At 71.9% G+C, this 12,020-nt stretch carries 9 protein-coding genes; 4 read left to right on the top strand and 5 right to left on the bottom strand.

Annotated features, from left to right (window positions below; all coding sequences use genetic code 11):
• Positions 1-3: 3 nt before the first annotated feature.
• Together ileS and KHC27_RS12270 are read right to left on the bottom strand one after the other, a co-directional pair.
• Entirely contained in the window at positions 4-3,084 is a 3,081-nt protein-coding gene (gene ileS / locus KHC27_RS12275) for an isoleucine--tRNA ligase (protein WP_213339436.1), read from the bottom strand.
• A gap of 97 nt (positions 3,085-3,181) precedes the next feature.
• A complete protein-coding gene (locus KHC27_RS12270; RefSeq protein WP_246519880.1) occupies positions 3,182-4,213 on the bottom strand; it encodes a zinc-dependent alcohol dehydrogenase family protein in 1,032 nt (343 codons plus the stop codon).
• Between the two features lie 117 nt (positions 4,214-4,330).
• Between KHC27_RS12270 and KHC27_RS12265 the strand changes: the two genes are divergently transcribed.
• Positions 4,331-5,251, top strand: coding sequence for a LysR family transcriptional regulator (locus tag KHC27_RS12265; protein ID WP_213339434.1), 921 nt, complete (start codon positions 4,331-4,333; stop codon positions 5,249-5,251).
• 40 nt (positions 5,252-5,291) lie between these two features.
• Here the strand turns inward: KHC27_RS12265 and KHC27_RS12260 are convergent, their stop codons facing one another.
• Together KHC27_RS12260 and KHC27_RS12255 are read right to left on the bottom strand one after the other, a co-directional pair.
• Positions 5,292-6,242, bottom strand: coding sequence for a bifunctional riboflavin kinase/FAD synthetase (locus KHC27_RS12260; protein WP_213339432.1), 951 nt, complete (start codon positions 6,240-6,242; stop codon positions 5,292-5,294).
• Positions 6,243-6,430: 188 nt separating this feature from the next.
• Positions 6,431-7,342, bottom strand: a complete 912-nt coding sequence (locus KHC27_RS12255; protein WP_213339430.1) for a TIGR01459 family HAD-type hydrolase — start codon at positions 7,340-7,342, stop codon at positions 6,431-6,433.
• A 266-nt stretch (positions 7,343-7,608) separates the two neighbouring features.
• On the opposite strand from KHC27_RS12255, the gene KHC27_RS12250 reads away from it, so the two are divergent.
• From KHC27_RS12250 to KHC27_RS12240, 3 genes are all read left to right on the top strand, one after another.
• Entirely contained in the window at positions 7,609-8,025 is a 417-nt protein-coding gene (locus KHC27_RS12250; protein ID WP_213339428.1) for an organic hydroperoxide resistance protein, read from the top strand.
• Positions 8,026-8,263: 238 nt separating this feature from the next.
• A complete protein-coding gene (locus tag KHC27_RS12245) occupies positions 8,264-8,476 on the top strand; it encodes a hypothetical protein (RefSeq protein ID WP_213339427.1) in 213 nt (70 codons plus the stop codon).
• Between the two features lie 84 nt (positions 8,477-8,560).
• Positions 8,561-8,770 (top strand): hypothetical protein, encoded by a 210-nt coding sequence (locus KHC27_RS12240; RefSeq protein ID WP_213339425.1) that lies wholly within the window; start codon positions 8,561-8,563, stop codon positions 8,768-8,770.
• Between the two features lie 164 nt (positions 8,771-8,934).
• Here KHC27_RS12240 and polA read toward each other — a convergent pair whose 3' ends face one another.
• Complete coding sequence (gene polA / locus KHC27_RS12235) at positions 8,935-11,898, bottom strand: DNA polymerase I (protein ID WP_213339423.1); 2,964 nt, start codon at positions 11,896-11,898, stop codon at positions 8,935-8,937.
• Positions 11,899-12,020: the final 122 nt, after the last annotated feature.

Genomic DNA, 12,020 nt, shown 5'->3' with positions numbered 1-12,020 from the left:
CGCTCACTCCGCCGCGCGGCGGGCGGTGGCCAGCTCGCGCAGCGCCTGCGCGTCGCGCGGGGTCACGTCGGGATAGTCCGGCTCGGTGCCCACCAGCGGCGAGATCTTCCAGGAACGGGCGCATTTGTGCCCCACCGCCCGCGCCGGCACCACCGCCACCCCCGGCACCTCGTCGAGGCGGAAGGCGTCCTTCGGCCCCTCGTCCGGCACCAGATGGGCGTCGGAGGTGATGCAGACCTCGGCGAGGTCCACCGCGCTCACCGCGGCGAACAGGACGGGGTCGGCGACATGGATGACCGGGGCCGCCTCCAGGCTGGAGCCGATGCGCTTGGCGGCGCGCTCCACCTCCAGCGCGCCGAGCACGACGCGGCGCACCTGACGGATGCGGCGCCACTCCTCGGCCAGCACCTCGTCGCGCCACGCCGCCGGGGTCGCCGGGAAGGTCTCCAGATGCACCGAGCCGTCTTCCGAGGGGAAGCGCGCCAGCCACGTCTCTTCCGCGGTGAAGGGCAGGATCGGCGCCAGCCACACCACCAGCCGGCGGAACACCTCGTCCAGCACGGTGAGGCAGGCCCGCCGCGTCACCGAGGAGATCGGGTCGCAGTAGAGCGCGTCCTTGCGGACGTCGAAATAGAACGCCGAAAGCTCGGCGGTCATGAAGGCGGTGAGCGCGGCGTTGACCCGCTTGAAGTCGAACGCGGCGTAGGCCTCGCGCACCACCTTGTCGAGCTCGGCCAGCCGGTGCAGCACCATGCGCTCCAGCGCCGGCATCTGGGCGTAGGGCACCCGCTCGCTGTCGCGGTAGTGGTGCAGGCTGCCCAGCAGCCAGCGCAGCGTGTTGCGCAGCTTGCGGTAGGTCTCGACCGTGGTCTTGAGGATTTCCGGCCCGATCCTGAGGTCGTCCGAATAGTCGGAGGCGCAGACCCACAGCCGCAGGATGTCGGCGCCGGAGTTCTTGATGACCTCCTGCGGGGCGACCACGTTGCCGACCGACTTCGACATCTTGCGGCCCTGCTCGTCCAGCACGAAGCCGTGGGTCAGCACGACGTCGTAGGGGGCATGGCCGCGGGTGCCGCAGCTCTCCAGCAGCGAGGAATGGAACCAGCCGCGGTGCTGGTCCGAGCCCTCGAGATACATCACCCGGTCCGGCCCGCCGGCAAAGGCGCGGTTGACCTTCAGGTCGTCGCGCACCTCCAGCGTGAAGGCGTGGGTGGAGCCGCTGTCGAACCAGACGTCGAGAATGTCGTCGACCTTCCGCCACGCGGCGGCGTCGTGGTCATTGCCGAGGAAGCGCTGCGCCGCGCCGTCCTGGTACCACGCATCGGCGCCCTCGGCGGCGAAGGCGCTCGCGATGCGTTCGTTCACCTTCTCGTCGCGCAGGATGTCGACGGTGCCGTCGCCGCGGTCGCGCACGAAGACGGCGATCGGCACGCCCCAGGCGCGCTGGCGCGAGACCACCCAGTCCGGCCGGTTCTCGATCATGCCGTTGATGCGGTTGCGCCCGGTCTCGGGCACCCAGTCCACCACCGCGATGGCGCCCAGCGCACGGGCGCGCAGCGTGTCGCCGTCCGTGGTGGAGCCGTCCGTCGCCGCAATGTCCTTGTCCATCGCGATGAACCATTGCGGCGTGTTGCGGAAGATGACCGGGGCCTTGGAGCGCCAGCTATGGGGATACTGGTGCTTGATGCGCCCGCGCGCCATCAGCTTGCCGGCGGCCACCAGCGTCCGGATCACCAGCTCGTTGGCGTCGCCCTCCTTGCCCTTGTCGTCCATGACGCGGGCGCCGGCGAACAGCGGGACGTGGTCGTAATAGCGCCCGTCCGGGCCGACCGTGTGCGGCACCTCGCCGAGCTTCTCGGCGATGAACAGGTTGAAGTCGTCGGCGCCGTGGCCCGGCGCGATGTGCACGAAGCCGGTGCCGGCGTCGTCGGTGACATAGTCGCCCGCCACCACCGGCACGGCGAAGTCGAAATAGCCGGCGGTGCCCTCGACCCCGCGCAGCGGGTGGGCGCAGACCAGATGGGTGGGGTCGACGGCGGCGTGGCGCTCGAAGCCGGTGACGCGCGCGGCCTTGAACACCTCGGCGGCCAGCTTGTCGGCGAGGATGTAGCGTTCGCCCACCCGCGCCCAGTTGTCGGCCGCCGCTTCCGTCACCTCATAGACGGCGTAGGTCACGTCCTTGGAGAAGGAGATCGCCCGGTTGCCGGGGATGGTCCAGGGCGTTGTCGTCCAGATGACGATGGAGGCGCCCTCATAGGAGGGGAACAGGTGGATGTCGTCCGCCGCCTCCGGCGCCTGCAGCCCGGCGGGGTCGCCGCCATGGGTCGAGTTGCGCTCGCGGTAGCCGGTGACCGGGAACTTCACATAGACCGTGGTCGACTGGTGGTCGTGATACTCCACCTCCGCCTCGGCCAGCGCGGTGTTCTCCACCACCGACCACATCACCGGCTTGGAGCCGCGGTAGAGCAGGCCGTTGGCGGCGAACTTCATGATCTCGCGGGCGATCTGCGCCTCGGCGTCGAAGCTCATCGTCACATAGGGGTGGGCCCAGTCGCCCTCGACGCCGAGCCGCTTGAACTCCTTGCGCTGCTCGCCGATCCAGTGCTCGGCATAGGCGCGGCATTCCTGGCGGAACGCGACCATCGCCGCGGCATCGGAGAAATCCGGCTTGGCCTTGCCCTTCTTGCGGTAGTTCTCCTCCTCGATCTTCCACTCGATCGGGAGGCCGTGGCAGTCCCAGCCCGGCACATAGTTGGAATCGTGGCCGAGCGCGCCCTGCGAGCGCACCACCACGTCCTTGAGGATCTTGTTCAGCGCGTGGCCGATGTGGATGTTGCCGTTGGCGTAGGGCGGGCCGTCATGCAGCACGAAGCGCGGGCGGCCGGCGCCCGCGGCGCGCTGGCGGGCATAAAGGCCGATCCGCTCCCAGCGGGCCAGCAATTCCGGCTCGCGCTGCGGCAGCCCCGCGCGCATGGGGAACTCGGTCTGCGGCAGGAACAGGGTCGAGGAATAGTCCCGCGCCGCGCCCGGGGCGTCGTCGGCGCGGGCGTCGGCGGCCCGGTCATCGGCATTGCGGCTCGTCATGGCGCGCTCCTTCATTCGGAGCCCGGTTTAAGCGCAGCGCCGGGGCTGCGCAAGCGCAGCGCGGCGCCCGGCGGGGCCGCGCGGCGCCGGCGCAGGGTCAGGCCGGCCCGAGGGTCACCACGATCTTGCCGAAGGCGCCGCGTTCCAGGTGGTCGAGCGCGCGGGGCAGCGCCTCCAGCGGGTAGCGGGCGTCGATCACCGGGGCAAGCCCGATGGCGTCGACCGCCCGCACCAGCTCCTCCAGCGACCGCCGGTGGCCCACCCCGATGCCGTTCACGGTGAGCTGCTTGAGCATCAGCGGGCCCAGCGGCAGCGTCGCCTCGAAGCCCTCGATGACGCCGATCTGGGCGATGCGCCCGCCGATCGCCGCGATCTCCACCGCCCGCCCCAGCGTCGCCCCGCCGGCCAGCGCCAGGATGTGGTCGGCGCCATAGCCGCCGGTGGCGGCCCGCACCGCCGCCACCCAGTCGCCCTCCTCGCGGGCGATGAGGAGGTCGGCGCCCAGCGCCCGCGCCCGTTCCCGCTTGTCGGCGCTGCCGGAGACGACGATGACCCGGGCGCCGTGGGACTTGGCGATCTGCAGGCCGAACAGCGCCACCCCGCCGGTGCCTTCCACCAGCACGGTCTCGCCCGCCTTCAGCCCGCCGCGCGCGACGAGGCCGGTCCACGCCGTCAGCCCGGCGCAGGGCAGGGTGCTCGCCGCGTCGTCGTCGAGGCTGGCCGGCGCGCGCGCCAGCCAGTCGGCGGGGAGCGCGACATACTCCGCCAGCACGCCGGGATAGGCCCCGCCGAGCGCGCGGTAGGGCAGGCTGGCGGAATCCCCGGTGGGAAGCCCGTCCAGCCAGCCGGGGAAGAAGGTGGAGATCACCCGCTCCCCGGTGGCGAACCGGGTCACCCCGGCGCCGACCTCCACCACCGTGCCGGCGAGGTCGGAAGCGGGGGTGAAGGGGAAGGTCAGCGGGCCGCCTATGCCGTTGGCGATGATCAACAGGTCGCGGTAGTTCAGCGACACCGCCGCCACCTTGACCAAGACCTCGCCGGCGGCGGGGCGCGGCACCGCCACGGTTTCCAGCGCCAGGGCGGCGCGGCCGAAGGCGCCCATCTCCCAGCGCCGCATCTGTTCGTTCATCGTCGTTCTCCGGTGGATCGAATGGTTCGGAGACTTTACCGTTGAGGTTGAGGACGCGGTTGCGATAGGTTTTCGCCGCATTGGCGATGAGAGAGAACCAATCATGCGGGGGTGCCGGTGGGCGAGGTTCTGGCGGGCATCGACGTTTTCGTCGCCGCGGTCGAGACTGGCAGCTTCTCCGCCGCCGCCGACCGGCTGGGGCTGACCCGCTCGGCGGTGGCCAAGACGGTGGCGCGGCTGGAAGCCCGGCTCGGCGTGGCGCTGCTCCACCGCACCACCCGCAGCCAGGCGCTCACCGACGACGGCCAGCTCTATTACGAGCGCTGCACCCGGGCGCTGGAGGAGCTGCGCGCCGGCCGCGCCTTTCTGGAATCCGGGCGGCGCGAGGCGGTGGGGCGGCTGCGGGTGGCGGTGCCGATCCTGTTCGGCCGCCGCGTGGTGGCCCCGGTGCTGGCGGGGCTGGCGGCGCGCCACCCCGGCCTCGAACTGGACATCGCCTTCTCCGACCGGCTGGTGGACCTCGCCGAGGACGGCTTCCACCTCGCCATCCGCAATGCCGGGGCGGCGGATGGCCATCTCGGCGCCGTCGCCGGGCTGATGACCCGCACGCTGGGGCTGCAGCGCATGACGGTGTGCGCCGCCCCGGCCTATCTCGCCGCCCATGGCACGCCGATGAGCCTTGCCGATCTCGCCCGGCACCACGGCGTCACCTACGCCCGGGACGGCCGGGTGAAGGCGTGGGAATTTCCGCTCGATGGCGCGGCGCCGCAGGCGGCGACGCCGCCGAGCCGGCTGCATTTCGACGATCTGGAAGCCATCGCCGACGCGGCGGAGGCCGGCCACGGGCTGGCGTGGCTGCCCTGCTGGCTGATTCGCGAACGGGTGCGGGCGGGCACGCTGGTGCCGCTGCTCGCCGGGGTGCCGCGCCTCGTCTTCGCCACCCACGCGCTGTGGCCGGCGAGCCCGCAGATGCCGCTCAAGCTGCGCCTCGCCCTCGACGCGCTGGCTGAGGGGCTGCCGGGCGGGACGGAGCTCTAGCGGGGTCCTCGCGGCTCAGGTGCCGAGCCCCGCCTGCGGCTCAGGCGCCGAGCACCGCCCGCGCCTCGGCGCTGTCGCGGTCCATCTGGGCGATCAGCGCGTCGATGCCGTTGAACTTCAGCTCCGGGCGGAGATAGGCGTGGAAGGCGATGCGCAGGCGCCGGCCATAGAGATCGCCGGAGTAGTCGAAGACGAAGGTCTCCAGCCGCGGGGCGCCGTCGTCGAAGGTGGGGCGGCGGCCGAAGCTCGCCACGGCGGGGCGCCGGACGCCGTCGATCTCGGCGGTGACGGCGTAGATGCCGTGGGCCAGCGCGATGGAGGGGTCGAGCCGCATATTGGCGGTGGGGTAGCCGAGTTCGCGGCCGCGCTTGTCGCCGTGGATGACCTCGGCCTCGATCTCGAACGGGGCGCCCAGCATGCCGGCGGCTTCCGCCACCCGGCCCTGCGCCAGCGCGGCGCGGATGGCGCTGGAGGAGATCTGGGCGCCGTTCTCCAGCATGGGCGGCACGATGGCGACGCTGAAGCCGTGGCGGGCGCCGGCCTCGCGCAGGAAGGCCGGCGAGCCGCCGCGGCCACGGCCGAAATGGAAATCGAACCCGGCGACGATGGCGGAGGCCTGCAACCGCTCGACCAGGACGGTGCGCACGAAGCTCTCCGCGTCGAGCGCGGCGAGCGCGGCGTCGAAGGCCAGCACCACCGCGCCGTCGAGCCCGGTCTCGGCCAGCCGGTGCAGCTTCATCGCCTCGGGAGTGAGGCGGAACATCGCCTCCTCGGGCCGGAAGAAGGCGCGCGGGTGCGGCTCGAAGGTGAGTGCCAGCGCCGGGCGGCCGGTGGAATGGGCCTCCTCCAGCGCGGTGCCGATGACCGCGCGGTGGCCGCGATGCACGCCGTCGAAATTGCCGATGGCGACCACCGCGCCGCGCAGCGAGGGCGGCAGCGGCGTGTCGCCGCGCAGGACGAAGAAATGGGGATTGAGTGCAGACTGGGTCATCGCGCCGCTTCAGGGGCCGGGTTCGGCCCTCCTCGGTTCGGGCGCAAACTGGCTCCGGCGCGGCGCGCCGTCAACCGCCGACGAAGGTGGTAGGCCGGCGGGAGAGGACGGTGGCCCGTTCGGGGGTCCGTTGGCGGGCGCGCCCGGCGGGCGCAGCGGTCAACGGGCGAGGCGGGTGGCGAACGCGCTCACCAGGCGAGGCGGGTGGTGACCGCGGTGGGCTGGCCCGGCCCGTCCGCCAGCAGCCGCGCCAGCGCGTGGGGGTCGATCTCGCCGCCCTGTTCGAGCCCGAGCTCGCCGGCATGGATGCCCGCCGCCACGAACAGGCAGTCGACGCCGGCCTGCAGCGCGCCGGCCAGATCGGTGCGCAGCGCATCGCCGATGGCGAGCACCCGGCCGGGCGCGGCCGGGCCGCCGCGCCGTTCGGCGGCGGTGGCGAGCGCGCGCTCATAGATCGAGGCGTGCGGCTTGCCGCACCAGATCACCTCTCCGCCGCGTTCGGCATAGGCTTCCGCCAGCGCGCCGGCGCACCAGATGAGATCGCCGCCGCGCTCCACCACGATGTCGGGATTGGCGCAGATCATCGGCAGCCCCAGCGCGCGGGCGCGGTCGAGCCGCTCCTCATAGGCGGCCGGGGTCTCGTGGTCGTCCTCGATCAGCCCGGTGCAGACGATGAGCTCCGCCTCCTCCAGCCCGACGAACGGGTTCGGCAGCCCGGCGAACAGGCCGACGTCGCGGGCGGGGCCGAGATGGTGGAGGCGGGCCCGCGGCTGCGCCCGCAGCAGCGCCATGGTGACCTCGCCGGAGGAGACGATGGCGTCATAGGCGTCGTGGGGCACGTCGTAGCTGTCGAGGATGCCGACCACCTCCCGCCAGGGGCGGGGCGCGTTGGAGACCAGCACCACCGTGCCGCCGGCGGCACGGAAGCGCTGCAGCGCGTCGGCCGCGGCGGGGGCGCCGACATGGCCGTTGTGCAGCACGCCCCAGATGTCGCACAGCACCACGTCGTAGCGCGGCGCGAGGCGCTGGAAGGCGGGCTCGATCGGGACGGACGCACCGGCGGTGCGCAGGCTTTCGGGAAGGGTCGCGGTCTGGGACATGGCTTTCCAAGTGGCACGCCGCCTCGCGCCGCACAAGGCCGATGCCGGTACGTCTGGCATGCGCGGGGCGGGACGGCGGCGCGGGAACCGCACGGCGGCGGGCGGAGTGGGTGGCGCGGGACGGCCGGGCGGATGCCGGCGCGCCCGGGTTCCCCGCCGCCGGAACCGCGCCCCGAGGCCCGCCGGGCATTGCCGGCGCGCCCGGCCGCCCCATTTTCCCGAGCGAACCCTTCCCGGACCCGACGGTCCCAGCCAAGGAGAGCCCGATGTCCCTGTCGATCCTGTTCACCGGCACCGCCACCGCCGTGGGCGGCCGCAACGGCCATTCCGAAACCAGCGACGGCTCGGTCTCGGTCGATCTCGCCATGCCGAAGAACGGCGTGCTCGAGCCCGGCAAGACCACGCCGGAACATCTCTTCGCCACCGGCTACGCCGCCTGCTTCGGCTCGGCGGTGGAGGCGGTCGGCCGGCAGATGAAGCTCGACGTCTCCGACGCCGCCGTCACCGTCTCCGCCTCGCTCGGCAAGGACGATTCCGGCTTCGGCCTCGCGGTGAAGATCGCGCTGAAGGCCCCCGCGCTGACGAAGGAGCAGACCGAGGAGGTGCTGCACGCCGCGCACCAGATGTGCCCCTATTCCAAGGCGACCCGCGGCAACATCCCGGTCGAGCTCAGCGCGGAGTGAGCGCGGGGCCGCCCCGCGCCGCCCGGCGTGGCGCGGGGCAGCCATCGTGCGGGCAGCGGTAACGAACGGCTCCGGCGGGGACGCGGCGCGGAATGGCGCCGAGGCACGACCCGGTCATTGCGTGTGCGCAATATGTCAAGCGCCTTAACACAACTGGTCCTGCGGATTTGCCGGGATTAGCGTCTCTCCATCGAAACGGCGCGGCCAACGAGACCGCCCTTCCACAGGAGAGACCACCATGAAGAAGATCATCCTCACCGCCCTCGTCCTCAGCACCCTCGGCGGTGTCGTCGTCGCCAACGCTGCCGACGGCCGCGACCCCAGCCTCTACGGCAAGCCCGCCGTTTCCGCCTCGATCACCGAGGGCCGCAACGCCGCCGCCGCGACCGCCCCGGTGTCGGACGCCTTCATCGCCGCTGAGGTCGCGCAGAACGCCCGTTCCAGCCGCTGAGCCGAACCTTCCGCCTCGTTCCCCATCCCGGCGCCCCATCCCGGCGCCCCATGAGAGCGCGCCGCCACCTCAGGAGAGACTTCCATGAACAAGATCGTCCTCGCCACCCTTGCCCTGCTCACCTTCGGCTCGGTTGCCGCCAACGCCGCCGATGGCCGCGACCCCAGCCTCTACGGCAAGCCCGCCGTGTCCGCCTCGATCACCGAAGGCCGCAACGCCGCCACCTCGACCGCTCCGGTGTCGGACGCCTTCATCGCCGCTGAGGTCGCGCAGAACGCCCGTTCCAGCCGCTGAATCCCCGGTTCTGCCGGCCGAAGGGGGCACCCGCAGGGGTGCCCCCTTGTCGTTTCAGGCGCGTGTGGTGTGCCGTTCCGGTTCGTCTCAGGCCGGGCGGCTCCAGGTTTTGCTTTGCCGCATTTTCGTCACGCGAACCGGAATCCACGTCGCTCGAAAATGCTCTAGTGCGCCTCGTCCCAGTTCAGCGCGGCGCGGGCGTCGACCTTCAGGGGAACCTGCAGCGCGATGGCGGGATGGGGGGCCTGCTCCATCACCGCGGTGACCACCGGGAGGGTCGCCTCGATCTCCGCGTCCGGCACCTCGAAGATCAGCTCGTCGTGCACCTGCAGCAGCATGCGGGCGGAGAGCCGCGCCGCGGCGAGCGCCGCCTCCACCCGCGCCATGGCGCGGCGGATGATGTCGGCCGCGGTGCCCTGCAGCCGGGCGTTGATCGCCGCGCGTTCGTTGAAGGCGCGGATCGAGGGGTTCTTGGCGTTGATGTCGGGGTAGTGGCAGCGCCGGCCGAACAGGGTCTCGACATAGCCGTGGTCGCGGGCGAAGCGGCGGGTCTCCTCCATGTAGTCGCGGATGCCGGGGAAGCGCTCGAAATAGCGCTTGATGTAGGCGCCGGCCTCCTCGCGCGGAATGGCGAGCTGGTTGGCGAGGCCGAAGGCGGAAATGCCGTAGATGATGCCGAAATTGATCGCCTTGGCGCGCCGGCGCACCTCGCCGGGCATGCCCGCGACCGGCACGCCGAACATCTCCGAGGCGGTCATGGCGTGGATGTCGAGCCCGTCGCGGAAGGCCTGCCGCAGCGCCGGCACCTCGGCGATCTCCGCCAGCAGCCGCAGCTCGATCTGGGAATAGTCGGCCGAGACCAGCTTGTGGCCGGGCGCGGCGACGAAGGCCTTGCGGATTTTCCGACCCTCTTCGGTCCGCACCGGAATGTTCTGCAGGTTCGGCTCGGAGGAGGAGAGCCGCCCGGTGGTGGTCGCCGCCAGGGCGAAGCTGGTGTGCACCCGGCCGGTTTCGGCGTTGAGGTAGGCCGGCAGGGCATCGGTATAGGTGGATTTCAGCTTCTGGAGCTGGCGCCAGTCGAGGATGCGGCGCGGCAGGGCGTGGCCCTGCTCGGCCAGCTCGTCCAGCACGTCGGCGCCGGTGGACCACGCCCCGGTCGGGGTCTTGCGCCCGCCCGGCAGGCCCATCTTGCCGAACAATATGTCGCCGAGCTGCTTGGGCGAGCCGGGATTGAAGGCCTCGCCCGCCATCTCGCCGATCTCGGCTTCCAGCCGGGCCATTCCCTGGGCGAATTCGCCGGAAAGCCGCGAGAGCATCTGCCGGTCGATGGCGATGCCGCGCATCTCCATGCGCCCGAGCACGGGCACGAGCGGGCGCTCCAGCGTCTCGTAGACCGCGCTCTTGCCCTCCGCCACCAGCCGCGGCTTCAGCACCCGCCAGAGCCGCAGCGTGACGTCGGCGTCCTCGGCGGCGTAGTCGGTGGCCCTGTCGATGGCGGCGCGGTCGAAGCAGATCTGCCCCTTGCCCTTGCCGCAGACCTCCTCGTACTTGATCGGGGTGTGCTTCAGCCAGCGTTCGGACAGCGGGTCCATGCCGTGCGGGCCGGCGCCGGCGTCGAGCACATAGGAGATCAGCATGGTGTCGTCATGGGGCGCCACATCGATGCCGTGGCGCTTCAGGATGACCCAGTCATATTTGAGGTTCTGGCCGATCTTGAGGATGGCGGGGTCCTCCAGCAGCGGCTTCACCTCCGCCAGCGCCGCCTCGAGCGGAATCTGGTCCGGCAGCAGCCCCTCGCTGAACAGGCCGTCATCGCCGCCCTTGTGGGCGAGCGGGACATAGCAGGCCTCGTTCGGCGCGGTGGCGAGCGAGAAGCCCACCAGCTCGGCGGCCATGGCATCGAGCCCGGTGGTCTCGGTGTCGAGCGCGACATGGCCGACCTCGCGGGCGCGGGCGACCCAGGCCCGCAGCCGGTCGAGGCTGCGCACGGTCTCGTAGCGGCCGCGGTCCACCGGCGTCGCGGCGGCCTCCTGCACCCGGGCCGCCGCCAGCGCGGCGGGGGTGAGCAGCCCGGCGCCGGTCGCGACGCCCGCCTCGCCGGTGGCCTCGCCCGTCACCCCGTCCGCCTCGGCGGCGTCCTGCGCGGCGGCAACCGGGGAGAGCGCGGGGTCGGCGCCGGCCTTCAGCCGCGGGTCCGGCTCGATCTCGCCGGCCTCGATGCCATAGGTCTCGGCCACCCGGCGCGTCAGCGTGGTGAACTCCATCGCCTTGAGGAAGGCGACGAGGCGCCGGCCCTCAGGCACGACCACGGCGACGTCGGCGAGCGGCACCTCGAGCGCGACATCGCGCTTCAGCGTCACCAGCTCGCGCGAGAGCCGGGCCTGGTCGGCGAAATTGATGAGGCTTTCGCGCCGCTTCGGCTGCTTGATCTCGCCGGCGCGGGCCAGCAGCGTGTCGAGGTCGCCAAAGTCGGCGAGAAGCTGCGCCGCGGTCTTGATGCCGATGCCCGGCACGCCGGGCACGTTGTCGACCGAATCGCCGGCCAGCGACTGCACGTCCACCACCTTGTCGGGGCTGACGCCGAACTTCTCGAACACCTCGTCGACGCCGATCGCGCGGTCCTTCATCGGGTCGTACATCCGCACCCGCCCGTCGACGAGCTGCATCAGATCCTTGTCGGAGGAGATGATGGTGACGCGCGCGCCCTTGGCCTTGGCCTGTTCGGCATAGGTCGCGATCAGGTCGTCGGCCTCGAAGCCGGCCTGTTCGACGCAGGCGAGGTCGAAGGCCCGCGTCGCCTCGCGGATCAGCGGGAATTGCGGGATCAGGTCTTCCGGCAGGTCCGGCCGCTGGGCCTTGTAGAGCGGGTAGATGTCCTTTCGGAAGGTCTGCTCGCTCTTGTCGAACACCACCGCGAGGTGGGTCGGGGCGGGCTCGAAGCCCGAGGCGGCGGTGCCCGCCCGCAGCAGCTTCCACAGCATGTTGCAGAAACCGGCGACCGCCCCCACCGGCAGCTTGTCCGAGGTGCGGGTCAGCGGCGGCAGGGCGTGGTAGGCGCGGAAGATGTAGGCGGAACCGTCGATCAGGACGAGATGGTCGCCGGCTTCCAGCGGATCGGTCTCGGGCATGACGGCTCCATCGGTTCGGGCGCGCACGATGCCGAAGCCGGCCCCGGCAGGCAAGGGGCGGGCGGCGCGCGGGTCGCTGGTGGCGGCCGTGATGCACCGCTTCCCCGCCTTCGGCCTTCCCA

The sequence above is a fragment of the Ancylobacter lacus genome, from assembly GCF_018390635.1.
Lineage (GTDB): Bacteria > Pseudomonadota > Alphaproteobacteria > Rhizobiales > Xanthobacteraceae > Ancylobacter > Ancylobacter lacus.
This window is presented reverse-complemented; position numbering and strand designations above follow the sequence as displayed.